At 61.3% G+C, this 18,962-nt stretch carries 24 protein-coding genes; 12 read left to right on the top strand and 12 right to left on the bottom strand.

What is annotated here, in order from left to right; all coding sequences use genetic code 11:
- Nucleotides 1-109 precede the first annotated feature (109 nt).
- A complete protein-coding gene (locus ACS4RR_RS28280; protein ID WP_456190469.1) occupies nt 110-778 on the top strand; it encodes a haloacid dehalogenase type II in 669 nt (222 codons plus the stop codon).
- 13 nt (nt 779-791) lie between these two features.
- Entirely contained in the window at nt 792-2,066 is a 1,275-nt protein-coding gene (locus tag ACS4RR_RS28275) for an NAD(P)/FAD-dependent oxidoreductase (protein WP_456190468.1), read from the top strand.
- Nucleotides 2,067-2,131: 65 nt separating this feature from the next.
- Here the strand turns inward: ACS4RR_RS28275 and ACS4RR_RS28270 are convergent, their stop codons facing one another.
- The 6 genes from ACS4RR_RS28270 to argE all read right to left on the bottom strand — a co-directional run bounded on the left by ACS4RR_RS28270 (nt 2,132) and on the right by argE (nt 8,693).
- A complete protein-coding gene (locus ACS4RR_RS28270; RefSeq protein ID WP_456190467.1) occupies nt 2,132-3,589 on the bottom strand; it encodes an NAD-dependent succinate-semialdehyde dehydrogenase in 1,458 nt (485 codons plus the stop codon).
- Between the two features lie 15 nt (nt 3,590-3,604).
- Nucleotides 3,605-4,648 (bottom strand): tartrate dehydrogenase, encoded by a 1,044-nt coding sequence (locus ACS4RR_RS28265; protein WP_222350881.1) that lies wholly within the window; start codon nt 4,646-4,648, stop codon nt 3,605-3,607.
- Nucleotides 4,649-4,657: 9 nt separating this feature from the next.
- Nucleotides 4,658-6,121, bottom strand: coding sequence for an aldehyde dehydrogenase family protein (locus tag ACS4RR_RS28260; protein ID WP_456190466.1), 1,464 nt, complete (start codon nt 6,119-6,121; stop codon nt 4,658-4,660).
- A gap of 123 nt (nt 6,122-6,244) precedes the next feature.
- The gene (locus ACS4RR_RS28255; protein WP_456190465.1) at nt 6,245-6,598 is read right to left on the bottom strand and encodes a cupin domain-containing protein; all 354 of its coding nucleotides are present in this window, start codon (nt 6,596-6,598) and stop codon (nt 6,245-6,247) included.
- A 25-nt stretch (nt 6,599-6,623) separates the two neighbouring features.
- The gene (locus tag ACS4RR_RS28250) at nt 6,624-7,547 is read right to left on the bottom strand and encodes a 2-hydroxyacid dehydrogenase (RefSeq protein ID WP_456190464.1); all 924 of its coding nucleotides are present in this window, start codon (nt 7,545-7,547) and stop codon (nt 6,624-6,626) included.
- Between the two features lie 24 nt (nt 7,548-7,571).
- Entirely contained in the window at nt 7,572-8,693 is a 1,122-nt protein-coding gene (gene argE, locus ACS4RR_RS28245) for an acetylornithine deacetylase (protein ID WP_222385475.1), read from the bottom strand.
- Between the two features lie 262 nt (nt 8,694-8,955).
- On the opposite strand from argE, the gene ACS4RR_RS28240 reads away from it, so the two are divergent.
- On the top strand, nt 8,956-9,876 hold the full coding sequence (locus tag ACS4RR_RS28240; protein WP_222385526.1) for a GNAT family N-acetyltransferase: 921 nt from the start codon (nt 8,956-8,958) through the stop codon (nt 9,874-9,876).
- A 159-nt stretch (nt 9,877-10,035) separates the two neighbouring features.
- On the opposite strand, the gene ACS4RR_RS28235 is transcribed toward ACS4RR_RS28240, so the two are convergent.
- Nucleotides 10,036-10,740: a 5-formyltetrahydrofolate cyclo-ligase gene (locus ACS4RR_RS28235; protein WP_222385474.1), complete on the bottom strand. Its 705-nt coding sequence runs from the start codon at nt 10,738-10,740 to the stop codon at nt 10,036-10,038.
- A gap of 256 nt (nt 10,741-10,996) precedes the next feature.
- Between ACS4RR_RS28235 and ACS4RR_RS28230 the strand changes: the two genes are divergently transcribed.
- Nucleotides 10,997-11,275, top strand: coding sequence for a hypothetical protein (locus ACS4RR_RS28230; RefSeq protein WP_260111218.1), 279 nt, complete (start codon nt 10,997-10,999; stop codon nt 11,273-11,275).
- On the opposite strand, the gene ACS4RR_RS28225 is transcribed toward ACS4RR_RS28230, so the two are convergent.
- The gene (locus ACS4RR_RS28225; RefSeq protein ID WP_260111219.1) at nt 11,248-11,559 is read right to left on the bottom strand and encodes a hypothetical protein; all 312 of its coding nucleotides are present in this window, start codon (nt 11,557-11,559) and stop codon (nt 11,248-11,250) included. The two genes, ACS4RR_RS28230 and ACS4RR_RS28225, sit on opposite strands and share 28 nt — an antisense overlap.
- On the opposite strand from ACS4RR_RS28225, the gene ACS4RR_RS28220 reads away from it, so the two are divergent.
- From ACS4RR_RS28220 to ACS4RR_RS28205, 4 genes are read left to right on the top strand one after another with little or no spacing between them, the layout of a single operon-like run.
- Nucleotides 11,504-11,770, top strand: a complete 267-nt coding sequence (locus ACS4RR_RS28220; protein ID WP_222385530.1) for a hypothetical protein — start codon at nt 11,504-11,506, stop codon at nt 11,768-11,770. The genes ACS4RR_RS28225 and ACS4RR_RS28220 overlap by 56 nt on opposite strands.
- A gap of 56 nt (nt 11,771-11,826) precedes the next feature.
- Nucleotides 11,827-12,732 (top strand): LysR family transcriptional regulator, encoded by a 906-nt coding sequence (locus ACS4RR_RS28215; protein WP_446532648.1) that lies wholly within the window; start codon nt 11,827-11,829, stop codon nt 12,730-12,732.
- A 56-nt stretch (nt 12,733-12,788) separates the two neighbouring features.
- On the top strand, nt 12,789-13,919 hold the full coding sequence (locus ACS4RR_RS28210) for an HPP family protein (protein ID WP_170275982.1): 1,131 nt from the start codon (nt 12,789-12,791) through the stop codon (nt 13,917-13,919).
- A gap of 35 nt (nt 13,920-13,954) precedes the next feature.
- The gene (locus tag ACS4RR_RS28205; protein ID WP_260111221.1) at nt 13,955-14,233 is read left to right on the top strand and encodes a DUF6522 family protein; all 279 of its coding nucleotides are present in this window, start codon (nt 13,955-13,957) and stop codon (nt 14,231-14,233) included.
- 56 nt (nt 14,234-14,289) lie between these two features.
- Here the strand turns inward: ACS4RR_RS28205 and ACS4RR_RS28200 are convergent, their stop codons facing one another.
- From ACS4RR_RS28200 to ACS4RR_RS28190, 3 genes are all read right to left on the bottom strand, one after another.
- The gene (locus ACS4RR_RS28200; protein ID WP_162116296.1) at nt 14,290-14,526 is read right to left on the bottom strand and encodes a hypothetical protein; all 237 of its coding nucleotides are present in this window, start codon (nt 14,524-14,526) and stop codon (nt 14,290-14,292) included.
- Between the two features lie 54 nt (nt 14,527-14,580).
- Complete coding sequence (gene groL / locus ACS4RR_RS28195) at nt 14,581-16,212, bottom strand: chaperonin GroEL (protein ID WP_222280743.1); 1,632 nt, start codon at nt 16,210-16,212, stop codon at nt 14,581-14,583.
- 144 nt (nt 16,213-16,356) lie between these two features.
- Nucleotides 16,357-16,671 carry a co-chaperone GroES gene (locus tag ACS4RR_RS28190; RefSeq protein ID WP_170259611.1) on the bottom strand — a complete coding sequence of 105 codons (315 nt, stop codon included), beginning with the start codon at nt 16,669-16,671 and terminating at the stop codon, nt 16,357-16,359.
- Nucleotides 16,672-16,995: 324 nt separating this feature from the next.
- Here ACS4RR_RS28190 and ACS4RR_RS28185 point away from each other — a divergent pair, with 324 nt between their 5' ends.
- The 4 genes from ACS4RR_RS28185 to ACS4RR_RS28170 all read left to right on the top strand — a co-directional run bounded on the left by ACS4RR_RS28185 (nt 16,996) and on the right by ACS4RR_RS28170 (nt 18,550).
- Nucleotides 16,996-17,286, top strand: a complete 291-nt coding sequence (locus ACS4RR_RS28185; RefSeq protein WP_260111222.1) for a hypothetical protein — start codon at nt 16,996-16,998, stop codon at nt 17,284-17,286.
- Between the two features lie 109 nt (nt 17,287-17,395).
- Complete coding sequence (locus ACS4RR_RS28180; RefSeq protein ID WP_456190462.1) at nt 17,396-17,752, top strand: hypothetical protein; 357 nt, start codon at nt 17,396-17,398, stop codon at nt 17,750-17,752.
- Between the two features lie 46 nt (nt 17,753-17,798).
- Nucleotides 17,799-18,125, top strand: a complete 327-nt coding sequence (locus ACS4RR_RS28175) for a DUF2934 domain-containing protein (RefSeq protein ID WP_260111224.1) — start codon at nt 17,799-17,801, stop codon at nt 18,123-18,125.
- A 5-nt stretch (nt 18,126-18,130) separates the two neighbouring features.
- Nucleotides 18,131-18,550 (top strand): HD domain-containing protein, encoded by a 420-nt coding sequence (locus ACS4RR_RS28170; RefSeq protein ID WP_170259734.1) that lies wholly within the window; start codon nt 18,131-18,133, stop codon nt 18,548-18,550.
- Nucleotides 18,551-18,669: 119 nt separating this feature from the next.
- Here ACS4RR_RS28170 and ACS4RR_RS28165 read toward each other — a convergent pair whose 3' ends face one another.
- On the bottom strand, nt 18,670-18,939 hold the full coding sequence (locus ACS4RR_RS28165; protein ID WP_260111225.1) for a cyclase: 270 nt from the start codon (nt 18,937-18,939) through the stop codon (nt 18,670-18,672).
- Nucleotides 18,940-18,962: the final 23 nt, after the last annotated feature.

The raw sequence follows: 18,962 nt of genomic DNA, 5'->3' as shown, positions 1-18,962 counted from the left end.
CCCCGCTTTCGATACGATAGATTCTGCTTTCGATGCCGCCAATTCAGGCGAGCTGCGGGTGAAGCGGTGCCTATGATTGTCACAGCTCCGATCGTTCAAGGATACGCAGATGACGACGTTTCGTCCGAAATACATCACCTTCGACTGCTACGGCACGCTAACCAATTTTCAGATGGCGGAGGCGGCACGCGATCTCTACGGCGAAGAGCTCGACGAGCCACGCATGGTGGAATTCATCACGAATTTCGCTGCCTATCGGCTCGACGAGATCATGGGCGCCTGGAAGCCCTATGCCGAAGTGGTGCACAATTCGCTCGAGCGGACATGCAAGCGCAACGGCGTGACATTTCGCGATGAAGCCGCCCGGATGATCTATGAGCGGGTTCCGACCTGGGGGCCACATTCAGATGTCCCGGCCGGTCTCGCCAAGGTCGCCAAGGAAATCCCTTTGGTCATCCTTTCCAACGCCATGAATTCGCAGATCATGTCGAACGTCGAAAAACTGGGCGCGCCCTTCCACGCGGTCTATACCGCCGAGCAGGCGCAGTCCTACAAGCCACGCTTCAAGGGCTTTGAATATATGCTCGATATGCTGGGCTGCGGGCCGGAAGAGGTGCTGCATTGCTCGTCCTCCTTCCGCTATGACCTGATGTCGGCCCACGATCTCGGCATCAAGAACAAGGTTTGGGTCAATCGCGGCCATGAGCCTGCCAACCCTTATTACGGTTATATCGAAATTCCTGACATCTCGGGCCTGCCTGGCGTCGTCGGGCTCTGACGGAGAGACGCGGATGCTGTTCGAATCCTACTGGCACGACACGGCACCAGCCTTTGCCGGCGGCGCTCAAGGCCCCGTCGAAGGACATTATGACGTCGCCGTCATCGGCGCCGGCTTCACTGGGCTTGCCGCAGCGCACCAGCTTGCGAAAACGGGCGTCAACGTCGTCGTGCTGGAGGCCGAACGGGTCGGCTGGGGGGCATCGGGACGCAACGGCGGCCACCTCAACAACGGCCTCGCCCATAGCTTCCTGTCCGCCAAATCAGCACTCGGCGTGGAGCGAGCCGTCGCCCTCTACAAAGCGTTCGACGATTCCATCGATACGATCGAGGCGATCATCGCCGAAGAGGGAATCGACTGCAATTTCCGCCGCGCCGGCAAGCTGAAGCTTGCCTCCAAGCCGCAGCATTTCGACGCGATTGCCCGCAATTTCGAGGCCGTTCATAGAGAGGTCGATCCGGACACCGCACTTCTGACCGCAAGTGACCTGAAGAGTGAGGTTGGGTCGTCCTTCCATGGCGCCATGCTCTCGAAGAAAAGCGCGATGATGCATATGGGCCGCTACGTCGCCGGCCTCGCCACGGCGGCCGCCCGTCACGGCGCCGTCATCTTCGAGAAGGCGGCCGTGACCGCCCACCGGCAGGGCAACGGTCGCCACAGCCTTACGACCGCACGCGGCACCGTCACTGCAGACCATGTGCTGATCGCGACAGGCGCCTATACGCCGTCGCTCTTCAGCTATTTCCGTCGCCGGATTATTTCCGTCGGCAGCTTCTTGATCGCCACCCGTCCGCTGACCGACGCCGAAATCGCCGCTACGATGCCGGGCAACCGGACCTGTGTGACGTCGATGAACATCGGCAACTATTTCCGGCTGTCGCCGGACAAGCGGCTGATCTTCGGCGGTCGTGCCCGGTTTTCCGCCACGTCCGATCAACGATCAGACGCAAGGAGCGGCGACATTCTCCGCGCCAGCCTGGCTGAAATCTTCCCACAGCTTGCCGGCGTCGAGATCGACTATTGCTGGGGCGGGCTCGTCGACATGACCAAGGACCGCTATCCGCGCGCCGGCTATGTCGATGGTGTCTGGTATGCCATGGGTTATTCCGGCCACGGCGCCCAACTCTCCACCCATCTCGGCATCATTATGGCCGACGCCATCCTCGGCAAGACCGACCGTAACCCGATCAAGGGGCTCGACTGGCCGGCCGTTCCCGGCCATTTCGGAAAGCCGTGGTTCCTGCCGCTCGTCGGGCTTTATTACAAGACGCTCGACCGCTTCCAGTAAGGCAGACATGGATCAGCAAAAGGGCGCCGGGATGATTTCCCGGCGCTCTTTCGTTTTCCTGGCGGTCAGGCGAGCCCACCGATGTGGAAGCTCTTCATTTCCAGATATTCGTCGATGCCGCATTGGGCGCCTTCACGACCGAGGCCGGATTGCTTGACGCCGCCGAAGGGAGCCACCTCAGTTGAGATCGCCCCCGTGTTCAGGCCGAGCATCCCGAATTCGAGCGCTTCGGCGACCCGCCAGGAGCGTTTCAGGCTCTCGGTGTAGAAATAGGCCGCAAGGCCGAAGGGTGTGGCGTTGGCGATGCGGATCGCCTCTTCCTCGTTGTCGAAACGGAAAAGCGGGGCAACGGGTCCGAAGGTCTCTTCGCTGGCAAGCTGCATCTCGGTCGTCGCACCGCCGAGCACCATCGGCACCGCATATTGATCGCCTTCAGGCACCGAAGCCGCGGTGGCGAGGATCCGCGCTCCCTTTTCCACCGCGTCGTCGACGTGACGCCTGATCTTCTCGATCGCCGCTCTGTTGATCATCGGCCCGATATCCGTGCCGGCATCCGTGCCGGCCCCGACCTTCATGGCCGATACGCGCGCGGAAAGTTTGGCGGCAAAGGCCTCGTAGACGCCGGACTGGACGAGAAGCCGGTTGGCGCAGACGCAGGTCTGCCCGCCATTGCGGAATTTCGAGGCGATAGCACCTTCCACGGCAAGATCGAGATCGGCATCGTCGAAGACGATGAAGGGTGCGTTGCCGCCGAGTTCAAGGCTAAGCCGCTTGACGCTGTCGGCCGCGCCGCGCATCAGCAGCGAGCCGACGCGGGTCGAGCCGGTGAAAGAGATCTTGCGGACGGTCTGGTTCGCCATCAGTTCGTCGCCGATGCCGGCCGGCATGCCGGTGACGATGTTGATCACCCCCTTCGGGATGCCGGCGTGCTCCGCCAAGACGCCGAGCGCCAGTGCCGAAAAGGGGGTGAGGTCCGATGGCTTGATAACGACCGTGCAGCCTGCGGCGAGCGCCGGCCCGACCTTGCGGGTGATCATCGCATTCGGAAAATTCCACGGCGTGATGATCGCCGACACGCCAACGGGCTCCTTCAGAACGACGATCCGCCGATCCGCCGTCGGCGAGGGAATGGTCGTCCCGCCGATGCGGCGCGCCTCCTCGGAGAACCATTTGATGAACGAGGCGCCGTAGCGGATTTCGCCGCGCGCTTCCGTCAGCGGCTTGCCCTGCTCACGGGTGAGGATCAGCGCCAGATCCTCGATATTGTCGAGCATCAGATCGTGCCAGGCTTCCAGCAATGCGCCGCGCTCGGCATTGGTCCTGGCGCGCCATGGAGCAAAGGCCTTTTCCGCGGCGGCGATTGCCGCCCTCGTATCGGCTCCGTCCATGTCGGGCACAGTGCCCAGCATATGCTGGGTCGCCGGATCGATCACCTCGATCGTGCGCCCGGTTTCAGCCCCGCGCCATTCTCCGTCGATCAGCCCTTGCTGACGAAACAGGCTGCTATCCCTTAGTCCGTTCATTCTGTTCTCCATTGATCAGCCAAGTGCCGAAAGCACCGATGCCGTGATCGCGTCGGTCTTGTCCTTGCCGGGAATTGCGCCGATGCCGTTTGCCGTCGTCGCCTCGATTGATGCCATCACCCTTGCGGCGGCAGCCGTTTCTCCCAAATGCTCCAGCATCATCGCGCCCGACCAGATGGCGGCGATCGGATTGGCGATGCCGCGATCAGCGATATCGGGCGCCGAGCCGTGGACCGGTTCGAACATCGATGGCGCCGAGCGATCGGGATTGATATTGGCGGAGGCTGCAAAGCCAAGCCCGCCCTGGATAGCGGCGCCGAGGTCGGTCAGGATATCGCCGAACAGGTTGGAGGCGACCACGACGTCGAGACTATCGGGCGCCATGACCATGCGGGCGGCCATGGCGTCGATATGGTAGCTGGTCACCTCGATATCGGGATATTCCGCAGAAAGCCTCTGGGTGATCTCGTCCCAGAAGACCATCGAGTATTTCTGGGCGTTGGACTTCGTCACCGAGGCAAGCTTGCCGCTGCGTGCACGCGCCTGCTCAAAGCCGAAGCGCAGAATGCGCTCGACCCCCTTGCGGGTGAAAATCGAGGTCTCCACAGCCACTTCATTATCGGTCCCCTGGTGGACGCGGCCACCGGCGCCGGAATATTCGCCTTCGGTATTTTCACGAATGCAGAGGATGTCGAAGCCGTCAGACCGCAACGGTCCCTGCACACCCGGCAGCAGCCGGTGCGGGCGGATATTGGCATATTGCACGAAGGCCTTGCGGATCGGCAGCAAAAGCCCATGCAGCGACACCGAATCCGGCACTTTGCGAGGCCAGCCGACGGCGCCGAGCAGGATGGCATCGAAGGATCGGAGCGTTTCGATGCCATCCGCGGGCATCATGCTGCCGTTCTCCAGATAGTAGTCGCAGGACCAGGGATAGCTGGTTGCATCAAGAGAAAATCCGTTCAGGCCGGCTGCCTTTTCGAGTACGGCCCAGGCTGCAGCCGTCACGTCGGGGCCGATGCCGTCTCCGGGCAGAAGGGCGATCTTGTAGGTTTTCATCGCAGGTCCTCACAGGCTGATGAGCACACTCTTGCTCTTGCGGTTGGCGAGATAGGCGTCGCGGCCGAGATCCTTGCCGATGCCGGACTGCTTGTAGCCCCCGGTCGGCAGGATATGGTCGCGTGAGCGGCCGTAACGGTTGACCCAGACGGTGCCGGCCTGCAGGCGGCGGGTCACGCGGATGGCACGCGAGAGATCGCGAGTGAAGAGGCCGGCGGCAAGCCCATAGGCCGGATGATCGGCGAGGCTCAACGCCTCTTCCTCATCCTCAAAGGTCTGAATGGTCAGGACCGGTCCAAAGATTTCCTCAAGAACCGCCGGCGATGTTGCCGTCACGCCTGATATCAGGGTCGGTGCGTAGAAATAACCTTCGCGGTCGAGCCGGCGGCCACCGGTGAGGCATTCGGCGCCGTCGTCGATGGCTGCGCGGATGATACCGTCCATGCGGGCAATCTGGCGTTCGGAGATGACGGGCGAATAATCAGTTGCCTCATCCCAGGTGGGGCCGGGGCGGATGGCCGCGAGCCTCTTGACGAGTGCGGCTGCGAGCGCGTCCGCCACCTTCGCCTGGACGATCAGGCGGGATCCGCAAACGCAGGCCTGGCCGGCGTTGGAGAGAATGCTGCCGGCGATTGCGCCGGCTGCAAGCTCGAGATCGGCATCGGCGAAGACCAGTTGCGGGCTTTTGCCGCCGAGTTCCAGCGTCATCGACTTGACGCCGGTGCGGGCGATGTTGGTCATGATTGCCGCGCCGGCCGCAGTCGAGCCCGTGAAGCTGACCTTGGCGATGCCCGGATGTCCGGTGATCGAATTTCCGGTGGTTGGGCCGTCGCCGAGCACGATGTTGACGAGACCGGCCGGCAGGCCGGCCCGCACCGAAAGTTCGGCGAGATAGAGCGTCGAAAACGGCGTCATTTCCGACGGCTTCAGCACCACCGCATTGCCCGCCGCCAGCGCCGGGCCGAGCTTCCAGCCGGCCATGGACAAGGGAAAATTCCAGGGCGTGATGGCGCCGACGACGCCATAGGGTTCGGTCATGATCATGCCGAAATTGGCATCGTCTGTCGGCACAAGGTCGCCGCCTTCCTTGTCGGCGAACTCGGCAAAGAAGCGGATTTGCTCGGCGGTGACGGCGATGTCGCCGGCGACGAGATGACTAATGGGCCGTGTCGAGGAGAGCGCTTCGAGCCTGGCGAGGGTTTCCGCCTCGGCTTCGATCATGTCCGCCCAGCGCTGCAGCGCCACGGTTCGCTCGCGTGGCCGTACGCCGCCCCAATTGCTCGTCTTCAATGCGGTCCTGGCAGTTTCGACGGCCTGGTCGACAAGGGCCTCGTCGGCCAGCGGGCAGCCGGCATAGGCCTTGCCGTCGGATGGGCGATGCATGTCGATGACGGCTTCGGCCGGAACCAGCCGGCCGCCGATGAAATGTCCGACGGGCAGGGATATGGTGTTCGGATCGAAGCTGAGTGTCATCGCATGTCCTCGGGATGGGCTGAGACAAGCCTAACTGGGGAAGGCGAGCAGCATGCATCGACCGGCGGTGCCGCAGCGGCGAAAAATTGCGTTTTCGCCGCTGCGGCAGTCAAATCTACGGCGTCACGTCACGGTCACATAGATCTTGCGTACAGTCTCGGTCGTCTTCCAGACGCCAACGAAGCCTGGCTTCATGACGAAGCTGTCGCCGGCCTTGTAGACCACCGGTTCGCCGCCTTCCGGCGTGATTTCGACCAGGCCGGAAAGGATATGGCAGAACTCGAAGGTCTCGCCCTTGATCGAGCGCGTCTCGCCGGGTGTGGCTACCCAGACGCCGCTATGAACCGTCTCGCCGCGGGCGACGTCCTGCGCCCAGGTCTTGAAGGCCGGATCGCCCGAGATCAGCCGTTCCGGGAGCGGGCCGGACTCGCGCGGCGCGAAGGTAGGGTTGGTGTCGATTGTCTTGAGGAGGGACATGATTTTGCTTTCCTGGGTTGAGAACTCAGTAGCCGCGGCTGCGATCGACCAGTCCGATCGGATCAAGGCCTGCCTGATGCCGCTTGATGTTGCCGATCACGGCCGCCGCGGCGGTTTCAGGCTGGGTGACGCTCGCAATATGCGGCGTCAGCAGGATCTTCGGATGGCTCCAGAAGGCGTGGTCCGCAGGCAGCGGTTCCGGCTCTGTGACGTCGACGACGGCGCCGGAGAGATGTCCGGCGTCGAGCGCGTCGACGAGCGCCTGGTGGTCGAGCTGGGCGCCTCGGCCGACATGGACGAGTGCTGCGCCGGCCGGCAGTCCGGCGAAGAGCGTGGCATTCAGGAAGCCGCGCGTCTCATCCGTCAGCGGCAGCAGGCAGACGAGAATGTCGGTGGTTGCAAGCAGAGTATCGAGACCGTCCTGGCCGCTCAGGCATCGGATGCCGTCGATCTCGCGCGGGCTGCGGCTCCAGGCCGAAAGCGGAAAGCCGAAGGGCTGCAGACGTTCGAGCACTGTGCTTCCAAGCATGCCGAGGCCGAGCACGCCGATGCGGCGATCCGAGGCTTGACTAGGAGCGATGGTCTGCCAGGTCCGGCGGCGCTGCTGGTCGAGATAGGCCGGCAGGTCGCGATGGAGCGCAAGGACCGCCAGCGTCACATATTCCTGCATCATCCTGATGATGCCGTCCTCGACCATGCGCACGACCTTGACCGATGCAGGCACCGTATCGATACGGAACTGGTCGATGCCGGCGCCGATCGAAAACAGGATTTCGAGTTTGCGATAGCGCGCGAGGTCCTCCGGTACGGTCCAGGTGATCAGGTAGCGCACGGCGTCCGGTTCGACCGACTGGGGATCCATGGAGAAGGCAATGTCGGGCAGTTCCCGCGCGAAGGCTTCGGCAAATATGGCGCCGCGCTTCGCATCGGCATTAAAGAGAAAGGTCATTGGATCCGATCCTCGATCATGTCATCAGGCGCAACGGCGGCCGAGTGCCTCGATCATCGCCTGGCAGGCCGAAAGTTCACTGGCGAGGATGAATTCGTCCGGCTTGTGGGCGCGGCCGATGTCGCCCGGTCCGCAGATGATCGCATCGACGCCGGCGCGCTGAAAAAGCCCAGCCTCCGTGCCGTAGCTGACGGCGGCGAGCGGCTCGGCGCCGGTCAGTTCGTTAAGCAGAGTTGCAAGCGGCGCATCGGCGGCCAGCGAAAGCGCCGGATAGGCGCTGAGTTCACGCCATTCCACCTGAAAGCCAAGCTGCGATAGTCCCTCGGCCGACGCTCGCAGTGGGGCCAGCAACGTGGCGGGATCGACGCCGGAAATGGCCCGCGCTTCGAACTCGGCCTCGCAACTGTCGGGAATGATGTTGACTGCCTGGCCGCCTTTCAGCGTGCCGACCTGAAGGGAGGAGTAGGGCGGTTCGAAGACAGGCTCATACGGGCCGCGCGTGAGCCGTTCGGCTTCGGCGCGAGCGCAGGCTAGGACGTCGGTGATGGCATGGATCGCGTTCAGTCCTTGGTCCGGGCGCGAAGAGTGGCCGGACCGGCCCCTGACGGTCAGCCGGGCGGCGGCCTTGCCCTTGTGGGCGCGGATTGCCCGCATGCCGCTCGGTTCGCCGATGATCGCGCCAAGCGGGGCTGCACAGAGCTCCGGCAGGCGGGCGATCATATGCGGCACGCCGCGGCAGCCGGCCTCCTCGTCATAGGAAAAGGCAAGGTGGACGGGCCGGCGAAGCGGTGAGGCCGCCAGCGCCGGAACGGCCGCAAGAGCCGCAGCCAGGAAGCCCTTCATATCCGTGGCGCCGCGACCGTAGAGGCGATCTGCTTCGGCCCGCAGGCGGAAAGGGTCGCTGGTCCAGCCACCTTCCATGGCCGGGACTACGTCCATATGACCGGAGAGGATATAGCCCGGTGTTTCCTTCGGACCGATCGTCGCGAAGAGGTTCGACCGATCGCCCTCCGGGCCGGGGAGCTCCGTGACGACAGCGCCGTGGCTTTGCAGATAGTGCCGGATCCACGCCACGATCTCGCCGTTCGGCGTGCCGACGACGGAGGGGAAACCAACGAGCCTTTCGAGAATTTCAATTGCCTGCATGGGATTCCTCACAGTGCGGGGATCTTCGAGGTGCCTGCAATTGGGCTGACGGGAGACGGCATTTCCGGGCTCTTAAGGTGAACGGCGACAGCGGCCGATTGGCCTAGTCAATGACTTTAGAGGACGCTCCAGGCTTTATTTGCCGAAAGTGCAGCGGATTTGGTCGATTGTTGTGTTTGCGCCGGCCTCACCAGTGAATTGTATCGAACGATCTGTTCTAGTCTTGGCAGAGAAGTTTCCAGACGCCGGCTTGGCCGGAAAAATGCGGCAGGGGGTGGGAGTGAGTGAACTGACATCCGAATCCAGGTTCGTCGATAGTTTCGAGACGCATATCGCCGGGATCGACAGCGTTGCCCTCGACAAGTTGCATGCACTGTCGATGACCGTCGCCTGGCCCCATCGTGGCGAAGACTGGCAGTTCTTGCGCGAATTCGGCCAGGGCATCGTGGCGATCGATGAAATCGGCCGCATCCTGGGCTCTGCGATGTGGTTTCCCTACGATGCCCAATTTGCCACGATCGGTATGGTCATCACCTCGCCGCGTCTTCAAACCAATGGCGCCGGGCAATGGCTCATGGGCCACGCGCTGGAGCAGGTCGCCGGGCGGAACCTTGGGCTGAATGCGACGCGCGCAGCGCGACGTCTCTATCGTTCCCTGAACTTTGTTCGCGAGGCGCTCGTCTTTCAATGCCAGGGAGAAGCGATATCGCCGCCGGGTGTGGAGCTGCCGCCCGGTGCCGCAATACGGGCAGTTGAGGCCAGCGATCTGGAAGCGATCGCCGAACTGGATTGCGTGGCCTTCGGCACCGATCGTAAGCTGCTCTTGGCCAGGCTGATGGCAAACTCCAAAGGCATCGTATTGACCCGCGCCGGCTGGATCGAGGCTTTCTCGCTTTGCCGGCGGTTCGGGCGTGGCCATGTCATCGGTCCCATTGTTGCGTGCAGTGACGCGGACGCGATCGCCGTCGTCCGCCCGCATGCGGCCGAGCATGCAGGGGCGTTCCTGCGCCTCGACACACGCGAGCAGGGCGGAAGTTTTTCCGATTTCCTCTCCCGCTGCGGGCTTCCTGTCTACGACATCGTCACGACCATGTCGTTCGGTGGCCCTTGGCTCCCGGTTCCGGGACATCAGGCGGCGCACGAGCCGAGGACCTATGCGCTGGTCAGCCAGGCACTCGGTTGACGCAGGCCGGATAGGCGCCGACGCAACCGACATTCGCCATGCATCAAGCGCAGGGACAGACGTGGAGGCAGGTCAAAACCTGCTGACGTTCGAATTCGGGCCGGAGCGAGTGGTATTCTCAGAACCCTACCGGGCTTTCCCTCGTCTCCTCATCATCGGCTAACCCTCGAACATCCTTGCGGCAAAGGAGCCAATGCCTTGGCGAAACCGGATTTCGATATCGGTTACGATCGCATCCATGGGGATGTCATGGTCCTGAGGTCGGATCGTGTCGATCTCCTGGAAGTCGAAACCGACGCCGATCGCGAAAGGCCGGGGATTGAGAGAGGCCAGCGTTCGATCGAAATAACCGCCTCCGAAACCGAGCCGGTAACATTGCGCATCGAATCCGACGACCGGCGCGACGATGATATCGGGCAGGCGCTCTTCGCCGCGAAGCGGAACCGGGATGTTCAGGATGCCGCGTGTCAGTTCCTCGCCGACGCTCCAAGAGCGGAAGCTGAGGGGCGTCCTTTTTTCCGTCACCACTGGCAATAGACAGGTGGCGCCGCAAGCTGCCGCCGACTGCATCCAGCCGCGAAGGTCCGGCTCCCCCAGAAACGGCCAATACAGGCTGACGTTGCGGCCGGCGATCTTCGGCAGAAGCCGATCCAGATGATGGCGGATCAGAGATGTTCGTTGCTCGCGCTCATTCGCTGCGAGCAACGTCCGGCGGTCTATCAGACGACGGCGTTCTTCCTTCCGCCACTCCCGGACGGCTTCGGGCTCCGGTTTGAGGCCCATGTAGACCGGATCGACCTCGTGCATGAAGCAGGCCGGTGAGGCGTAGCCATCGGCACTGTTTTTCCTGACATCGTCACTCATGGAGCGTTTCATTTCTGTTCGGCGCCCTCATTTCATGTTCAATAATAGAGAATAACAGCGCGATACCATTCTTCAATAGAGATTGGCGTCCGCGTGACCTGAAATCTCTTTTGTCAGTGGGAAGGGCTTCAGGCGCCGAAATCCAAGATGATTGCTTTCCCCGCGCCAAACGTTCGGCTTCCACTCAAGCCATCTTGAAATTATATCGTAATACGATATATTATCAACATGCACCGATTGTTGAGGAGCTTGCTTCATGGAAAACCGATTGCATCCCGAATTGCGCCGCCCCGCGCCCTTCCCTCGTGATGAGCCGTTCGAAGAGCTGCAGAAAAGAGTTCACGTCTTGCTCAAGAATGGGGAAGCAAGTCGTTGGGAGCTTTTGCTCGCGGAATGGCTGTACGATGTGGCGTTGCTGACGCATGACTTTCGTCTCTGGATGCAGCGTCTCGATAAGGGCTTTGGCACCGCCAACAAGACTGCACTATCCCCTGGAAGTGGGATGGCTCAGCTAATCGAACGAAGCCCAAGATAGACTGCCAAACTAACGACGGAGAGGGCAATCGTCATCCTGGGTCTCGCATCGTCGAACATGACCGCCAGCGAAAGGCCGAGCATCAGGATGGCGGATTTTGCCCAGAGATTCTGATCGGAGACGGTGAAAGCGATTGCTGCCAGAAAGACGGCGCTTGCGACGATCGTCACCGGGGCGGATTTCTCGGCGAGATCGCCACCTGAGAAATACGGCAGCAGAAAACGGCGCATGCTCAAGCCTGAAGCGACGCTCAGAAGAAGACAGGTCAAGACAAGGTGCAACATGTGGTCGTCGCCGATCGATCTGCAGATCGTCCAGCAGATGCAAACCGCATGCCAGCCTCAAACCCGCAAATCCTCATCCGAAGTAGACAATGTCGCCGCCTGCATGGCTATTTCCTCGGCGTCGCGATCCTTTTTTCGGCAGTCGCTTGCCTGTCCCGGTCCGCGGATGGCGTTTTTCGTTCAACGCCGAAACCGGCTTGAGTTGGCATGATGATTTTTATATAGAGAATTATCTATTGTCTTAATTTCGAAAACGAGATCTTTTCATTGGACCTTTCGTCGATCGAGATATTCCTCGCGGTTGCCAGCGACCGAAGCGTGACCAAGGCTGCCAAGGCCGTAGGGCGGGTGCCGTCGAATGTGACGACGCGCATCCAGCAATTGGAGGAGGACCTCGGCGTTTCCCTCTTCAGCCGTGACGGCAAGAAGATGACGTTGACACGGGAGGGCGAGACGTTTCTTGCCTATGCCAACCGGCTTATGGCGCTTGCGCTCGAAGCGCGCCAGGCCGTGCGGCCTCTCGCCCCATCGGGAATATTGCGGGTCGGCACCATGGAGAGCACGGCGGCAAGCAGACTGCCGTCGGCGCTGACGCAATTCAATCAGATGTGGCCTGATGTGTCACTTCATCTGACGATGGGAGCCTCCCGCGATCTTGCCCGCGACGTTCTCTCCGATGTGCTGGATTGCGCGCTGATTGCCCGCCCACCCAAGACGATGCGCGAGGAGGATTCAGGTTTCGATGCCGAACTCAAGGCGCTGGAGATGGAGCCGATCTTCGTCGAAGAGCTGCTGATTGTGTTGCCATCCGGGCATCCCTCCATCAAATCCGCCGCAGACCTGCGTGTCGGATCACTCGCCGCTCTAGAGCCCGGCTGCACCTATCGCAGGATCGCCGAAAACTGGGCGCGCAAATCGAGCGCGCTGCCGACGAGCGAGCTCGGTTCCTACCACGCGATCCTGGCGAGCGTTGCGACCGGGAATACGGCGGGTGTCATGCCGCGATCCGTCCTTGACCTCATGCACTGGCCGACGCCTGTCCAGACCCATCAATTGGGGCTCGTTGAGACGCTGCTCGTCTATCGCAGGAATGATCGCCCCAGCGCGTTCAACGCATTCCACGAAGTCCTCAGCGCGACCAAAGGCAGAGGTCCCCGGTTGACAACAAACTAGTCCGCACACCTTTCTCCTTCGCCGCCAGATAATCCTCGCTTAAAATTGGTCTTGTCATGCAGTATCCCGTTTCCCCAAAGGTGGGACCGAGCCGCTTCCGCCGCTTCCGTTTGTTCTCACCTATTCTGGCCGGTGCGACCTTACGAGAGCGATTGATTGCATGTCTCGGCGCTTTGCTGGCCATCGGTTTCACCGGCGTCATCAGCGGCTATCTGTTCGGACAGGGACCGCATCTTCCCTTGATCGTCGCGCCGATGGGGGCGTCCGCGGTGCTTCTTTTCGCGGTGCCGGCAAGCCCGCTGGCGCAGCCATGGTCGATCATCGGCGGCAATACGATTTCGGCTCTGATGGGAATCATTGCCGCCTATTTCATTCGTGATCCGATCATCGCGACCGGCGTCGGCGTTTCGCTTGCCATCGGCGCGATGTCCTTCACGCGTTGCCTTCATCCGCCAGGAGGTGCCGCCGCACTGACCGCCGTGCTCGGCGGCCCTGTCGTTGCCGGCTGGGGGTTCCTCTTTCCCTTCGTGCCCGTCGCTTTGAACTCCTGCATTCTCGTCGGTCTTGGCCTGCTGTTCCACAGGCTGTCCAAGCGGAATTATCCGCACGTCGTTCCAAAGCCGGCGGAGAACACCCATCAGACGATCGACCCGCCATCCTCGGTGCGGGTGGGGTTTCGTGAGGAGGATGTCGATGCGGCCCTCGAAGCACTTGACGAGACTTTCGATATCGACCGGGCAGACCTCGGCCGGCTGCTGCAGCAGGTCGAGCTGCAAGCGGCCATCCGCTCAAACGGCAAGATCAACTGTGCCGATATCATGTCGCGCGACGTGATCGCCATTGGGGAGGCTTCGGAACCGGATGCCGCTCGGCACCTTCTGCTCAAGCATAATATCCGTACACTGCCGGTGAAGGATCCAGAAGGCCGTCTCGTCGGCGCTGTCGGTTTGCGGGAGTTGTCGATGAGCACCGAGACCATCGCCCATGCGATCTCGAGGCCGGCGGTGGCCAGACCGTTGGATCCTGCTCTGTCGCTATTGCCCGTTCTGACGGACGGGCGCACACATGCCGTTATCATTGTCGATGACGATCACCGCATTCTTGGCCTGATATCGCAGACGGATCTCCTGAGCGCAGTGGCGCGGCTGCTGCCAAAGGAGGACAATGCGATTGCAGCGGTGGCCTGAGGGCTGGACGTGGAGCGTAGCTGGAGAAAAAGTCGGTGCTGATCGAGCGCGATTCAAATGGCGATTTTATCCTGGAATCATCGGAACTGGCGGAGCGGTTCGGATTATCGCTGGCCGATCTTCGCCGCCACATGCGCCATGGTTCCGTCGTCAGCTCCGTGGAAGTCGGGACAGCTGAACACGAGGGGACGAAACGGGTCTCGCTTCGGCTCGGCAACAGGCTTTGGCAAGCCGTTTTGAACGATGAAAATGAAGTGCAGCAGGAGCAGATGACCGTTCTTCGGGGTAAATCCTCCGGATGGCATCCACGCTGACATCATCGTTATGTGTGATATCGCGCGGTGCTTGTGACCTGCAGGCACGGCATTTCCTACCGATCGCTCGTTTCGAAGAGGCCGCGGGCCGCCTCGACCATCGACCGCAGGTGATTGGGGTCGCGCACACCCTGGCGGTAGAGTTCGATGACGATACTCGCCATTCGTTCGGCTTCGTCGCTGTCCTTTGCCACCTGGTATTCGGATCTGAGCTTGTCGAAGACCTGCTGGCAGATGTCGAGATCGCGGGAGTCCAGCGGTACCTGCGATCGGCTTTTGATCGTTTGAACCATCTCTATTCCCTTAGACATGGCCCGCCTGGGGGTGCGGGCGGGCCGGCAGCCTTTTTAGAAATCCATGCCGGCGGCGCCTGGAGGCATAGGCGGCGGCGCGTCCTTCTTGGGTTTCTCGGCGATCATGGCCTCCGTCGTGACGAGCAGACCGGCGATGGAGGACGCATCCTGCAGCGCGGTGCGCACCACTTTCGCCGGATCGATGACGCCCTGGGCATAGAGGTCGCCATATTCGCCGGTCTGAGCGTTCCAGCCATAGGAGAACTCGCTTTTCTCCCGCAGCTTGCCGACCACGATCGAGCCTTCTGCACCGGCGTTTTCGGCGATCTGGCGAGCCGGCGCCTCGACCGCGCGGCGGACGATCTCCACACCAACGCGCTGGTCCTGGTTGGCCGTATTGAGATTATCGAGCGCCTTGACGGCGCGCAACAACGCTACGCCGCCACCGGGCAAAATGCCCTCTTCGACGGCGGCACGGGTTGCATGAAGCGCGTCGTCGACGCGATCCTTTTTCTCCTTCACCTCGACTTCGGTCGAGCCGCCGACGCGGATAACGGCAACGCCGCCGGCGAGCTTGGCAAGGCGTTCTTGCAGCTTCTCGCGGTCGTAGTCGGAGGTGGTTTCCTCGATCTGGGCCTTGATCTGGGCAACACGGCCTTCGATGTCGGTCTTGGCGCCTGCCCCATCGACGATTGTGGTGTTTTCCTTCTCGATCGAAACCTTCTTGGCACGGCCGAGCATGTCGAGCGTGACGGATTCGAGCTTGATGCCGAGATCTTCGGAGATGACGGTGCCGGCGGTCAGGATGGCGATGTCTTCGAGCATGGCCTTGCGGCGGTCGCCGAAGCCAGGTGCCTTGACGGCAGCGATCTTGAGGCCGCCGCGCAGCTTGTTGACGACGAGGGTAGCAAGCGCTTCGCCTTCGACGTCTTCAGCGATGATCAGCAGCGGCTTGCTGGATTGGACGACGGCCTCGAGAACCGGCAGCATCGACTGCAGGTTCGACAGCTTCTTCTCGTGGATGAGAATATAGGGGTCTTCGAACTCGACCCGCATCTTGTCCGCATTTGTCACGAAATAGGGGCTGAGGTAGCCGCGGTCGAACTGCATGCCTTCGACGACCTCGAGTTCGGTTTCGGCGGTCTTGGCTTCTTCGACGGTGATGACGCCATCATTGCCGACCCTTTCCATGGCATCGGCCAAAAAGCGGCCGATTTCGGCATCGCCATTGGCGGAGATTGTGCCGACCTGGGCGATTTCGGAATTGTTGGAGATCTTGCGGGCGTTGGCCTTCAGTTCCGCGACGATGGCGGTGACCGCTAGATCGATGCCGCGCTTCAGGTCCATCGGGTTCATGCCCGACGTAACGGCCTTGGCGCCTTCCTTGACGATTGCCTGGGCCAGCACCGTTGCGGTCGTGGTGCCGTCGCCGGCGATGTCGCTGGTCTTCGAAGCAACTTCGCGGACCATCTGGGCGCCCATGTTTTCGAACTTGTCTTCGAGTTCGATTTCCTTGGCGACCGAAACGCCGTCCTTTGTGATGCGCGGCGCGCCGAACGACCTGTCGATCACGACGTTGCGGCCCTTCGGGCCGAGGGTCGCCTTCACGGCGTTGGCCAGGATGTCGACGCCACGCAGCATCTTCTCGCGGGCTTCGGTGCTGAATTTGATTTCTTTAGCAGCCATGTCCTCACTCCTTCATAGCCAGCCAGAGCAATTCCAGGAAAAGTGCGTTTTCGCTCGGAATTGCGTAAAATAAAAGCTTGGAACGGTTCTGCGTTTCCATGAAAAGCTGAAGCGCTCCAGCATCGACCGATGTCAGCAGGGACCTCAGGCGGCCTGCTTCTTTTCGCCTTGGGCCTCGATGATGCCCATCACGTCGCTTTCCTTCATGATCAGCAGGTCTTCGCCATTGATTTTGATCTCGGTGCCGGACCATTTGCCGAACAGGATGCGATCGCCGACCTTAACGTCAAGCGACTGGATCTGGCCGGCTTCGTTGCGCGCGCCGGGGCCGACGGCGATGACCTCGCCTTCCTGCGGCTTCTCCTTGGCGGTGTCTGGAATGATGATGCCGCCCTTTGTCTTTTCTTGTGAATCGACCCGGCGGACGAGAATGCGGTCATGAAGCGGTCGGAACGACATATCTTCCTCCATCGACAAACAATGATGACGTTGTTCCCGCGGCCGGACCGGATAACCGATCCGGGCGGGTGCAGGTTCGCGCGCGCGCCTTGCGCGAATGATCTGGTTCGAGGGTTCAGCAATTTCAAGAGGCGACGAAAGAAAAATTAGCACTCTCCGCCGGAGACTGCTAACGCCCGACAGGGAACAGACAATCCGCTCCTGCGTTCGAATAAAAAGGCGAATGGCATTGAGGCTTGAATCCGGATTTCGCCATTCCTAGTTCTGTGGTGGCCGAGGCTTGATGAGCTCGGCCACCGTCCCACGTCTTTAGGAGTGAGTGACATGGAAGAGAACACCAAACTGATCAAAGACCTCAGTATCGAGGAACGCGAGGAAATCTTCGTCGATATCGCTCGTACGCTGGAGGACACGGCGCGTGAGGCCCTTGTCGAAGGCAATATGCATTTTGCGGCACTTTCCAACAACATGGCCGAAGCGATCCGCGTCAACGCCGACGAACTCGCCCGTGACGATCCGGAAAATGCCGAGCTGGTATTGCAGCAGGCAACGGCGATGATCTCACAATTCGAAGCCGTGCACCCCTATCGGATGGTGAGCATGGCCGTGCATTGATCGCGCCCCGGGCGATGCGGCCCGCCACCCGCCCAAATCATTCTCTACACGCGCGCGGAACTCTCCTCGTTTGCAGAGGTTATTGGATCACAACATCGAAAGGTGATCCATGACGACTTCTAGATCCAACGTGCCGCCAGAGAGCGGCACGGACGATGCCCGGTCCGCCGATACCGAACGGGCCGAGATCGATCGCCAAAGGGCATTGGCAAACGCCCTGCGCAACGCGAGGTCGGCATCAGATCGCGATAGCGGCACCGTAACCCCAAGCCTGAAGCTTGCAATGGACTATCTTAGCCTCGGTGGCCACCGCCGATCCATGATCGACCACAATATCACCGACGTTCGCCAATGGGATGAGGATCCGCCGGAGGCGGAACGGTTCTGGAAGGAACAGGTGGAAACGCTTCCAAAGGATCAACGCAAACAGGTGGAGGATTTCCTTCCAACCATCAACACGCCTTGAAGAGTCGCTCTTCGGACGGCTCATCCCAATGCGCTTGGAGAAGGCCATGGCTATAGACAAGCACGAGCAGATTCGCCAGCGCGCCTACGAAATCTGGGAGGCCGAGGGCCGCCCGGAGGGCGCCGACAAGCGCCATTGGCTGCAAGCCTGCGACGAACTGGCCGGTGAGGATGAGCACGAGACGCTGCAGGACCTGCTCGATGAAGACGACAGGGATGATGCGGCCCTGCTTCAGGGCGCCGGTGAAAGCGCCGATTTCGATCGGCCAAGAACGAGGCCTGTTGAGGCCGCCAAGGCTCCGGTGCCTGACATCGAGATGACGACGGGCGAAAGACCTTCCACGCGGAAGATCAGGAAGACCGAAGGGCCGTGATCGTCATGCAGCATCTCGACCATGCCATCCAGATCGCACTTACGGCCCATGAAGGTCAGTCAGACAAGACCGGCCAGCCGTTCTTCGAGCACTGCCAGCGGGTAGCCCTTCTCGTTTCCGGCGACGAGCCACGAACGGTTGCCTACCTTCATGACGTCGTCGAGAAGGGAAACGGCTGGACGCTCGACAGGCTGAGGGAGGAAGGCTTTCCGCCGGCGATCATCTCCGCGGTAAATGCTCTGACACGGCGGCCGGACGAGCCGGACGACGACTTCGTCAGGCGTGCGGCATCAAACCCGCTATCCTTGCCCGTCAAACGCGCCGATCTGGAAGACAATCTCCGGCAGGCCGAACAGGCCGGCAAGAAAACGGAAAAATACCAGCGCGGACTGGATCTCCTGCGCGACATAACGAGCGGATCATAATTTTACGCAGTTCGCCGGCATTGTCGGCAATCGGGCAAGCGTCCACTACCCGCCTTCATGTCATGCATCGAGAGCCGGCGGCCGCCATGGCACGGCGGCGGAGGCCGTTTTGGCCCATTTCATGCTTTGTTGGCAAACCACACCGTCGGCGCGCCGAGCACACCTGCCGTACGCATCGCCGTCTTCAGTTCGTCCAGCTTGCTGAATGCCTGCGCCGCTTCAAACGTGGTAAACTCGTGGGTGACGGTAATATCGTTCGGATTGTCGATGGCGCGATAAACGGCTTGCGCCGTCACCCCGTTGGCCTTCTGCACCTGATGAAACGCATCATATGTCTTGCGCCAAGTGGCGTAGTCGGAAACCTCGTGCCTCACGAATAATGTCGTCATATCATCCTCCCGCGTTGCGTTTT

The sequence above is a fragment of the Rhizobium zaerense genome, assembly GCF_051810725.1.
Taxonomy (GTDB): domain Bacteria; phylum Pseudomonadota; class Alphaproteobacteria; order Rhizobiales; family Rhizobiaceae; genus Rhizobium; species Rhizobium leguminosarum_I.
The sequence above is the reverse complement of the archived record's forward strand: the minus strand, read 5'-3'. Positions and strand labels throughout refer to the sequence as shown.

Bases quoted from the DNA above. Each gene is read 5' to 3' on its own strand.
- ACS4RR_RS28190 (WP_170259611.1), bottom strand. From the start codon at position 16,671: ATGTCGTTCCGACCGCTTCATGACCGCATTCTCGTCCGCCGGGTCGAT.
- ACS4RR_RS28260 (WP_456190466.1), bottom strand. From the start codon at position 6,121: ATGACACTCAGCTTCGATCCGAACACCATATCCCTGCCCGTCGGACAT.
- ACS4RR_RS28220 (WP_222385530.1), top strand. From the start codon at position 11,504: ATGCTCAAGCCTGAAGCGACGCTCAGAAGAAGACAGGTCAAGACAAGG.
- ACS4RR_RS28165 (WP_260111225.1), bottom strand. From the start codon at position 18,939: ATGACGACATTATTCGTGAGGCACGAGGTTTCCGACTACGCCACTTGG.
- ACS4RR_RS28200 (WP_162116296.1), bottom strand. From the start codon at position 14,526: ATGGTTCAAACGATCAAAAGCCGATCGCAGGTACCGCTGGACTCCCGC.
- ACS4RR_RS28280 (WP_456190469.1), top strand. From the start codon at position 110: ATGACGACGTTTCGTCCGAAATACATCACCTTCGACTGCTACGGCACG.
- groL (WP_222280743.1), bottom strand. From the start codon at position 16,212: ATGGCTGCTAAAGAAATCAAATTCAGCACCGAAGCCCGCGAGAAGATG.
- ACS4RR_RS28235 (WP_222385474.1), bottom strand. From the start codon at position 10,740: ATGAGTGACGATGTCAGGAAAAACAGTGCCGATGGCTACGCCTCACCG.
- ACS4RR_RS28175 (WP_260111224.1), top strand. From the start codon at position 17,799: ATGGCTATAGACAAGCACGAGCAGATTCGCCAGCGCGCCTACGAAATC.
- ACS4RR_RS28170 (WP_170259734.1), top strand. From the start codon at position 18,131: ATGCAGCATCTCGACCATGCCATCCAGATCGCACTTACGGCCCATGAA.
- ACS4RR_RS28240 (WP_222385526.1), top strand. From the start codon at position 8,956: ATGCGGCAGGGGGTGGGAGTGAGTGAACTGACATCCGAATCCAGGTTC.
- ACS4RR_RS28230 (WP_260111218.1), top strand. From the start codon at position 10,997: ATGGAAAACCGATTGCATCCCGAATTGCGCCGCCCCGCGCCCTTCCCT.
- ACS4RR_RS28255 (WP_456190465.1), bottom strand. From the start codon at position 6,598: ATGTCCCTCCTCAAGACAATCGACACCAACCCTACCTTCGCGCCGCGC.
- ACS4RR_RS28225 (WP_260111219.1), bottom strand. From the start codon at position 11,559: ATGTTGCACCTTGTCTTGACCTGTCTTCTTCTGAGCGTCGCTTCAGGC.
- ACS4RR_RS28250 (WP_456190464.1), bottom strand. From the start codon at position 7,547: ATGACCTTTCTCTTTAATGCCGATGCGAAGCGCGGCGCCATATTTGCC.
- ACS4RR_RS28270 (WP_456190467.1), bottom strand. From the start codon at position 3,589: ATGAACGGACTAAGGGATAGCAGCCTGTTTCGTCAGCAAGGGCTGATC.
- ACS4RR_RS28265 (WP_222350881.1), bottom strand. From the start codon at position 4,648: ATGAAAACCTACAAGATCGCCCTTCTGCCCGGAGACGGCATCGGCCCC.
- ACS4RR_RS28275 (WP_456190468.1), top strand. From the start codon at position 792: ATGCTGTTCGAATCCTACTGGCACGACACGGCACCAGCCTTTGCCGGC.
- argE (WP_222385475.1), bottom strand. From the start codon at position 8,693: ATGCAGGCAATTGAAATTCTCGAAAGGCTCGTTGGTTTCCCCTCCGTC.
- ACS4RR_RS28185 (WP_260111222.1), top strand. From the start codon at position 16,996: ATGGAAGAGAACACCAAACTGATCAAAGACCTCAGTATCGAGGAACGC.
- ACS4RR_RS28210 (WP_170275982.1), top strand. From the start codon at position 12,789: ATGCAGTATCCCGTTTCCCCAAAGGTGGGACCGAGCCGCTTCCGCCGC.
- ACS4RR_RS28180 (WP_456190462.1), top strand. From the start codon at position 17,396: ATGACGACTTCTAGATCCAACGTGCCGCCAGAGAGCGGCACGGACGAT.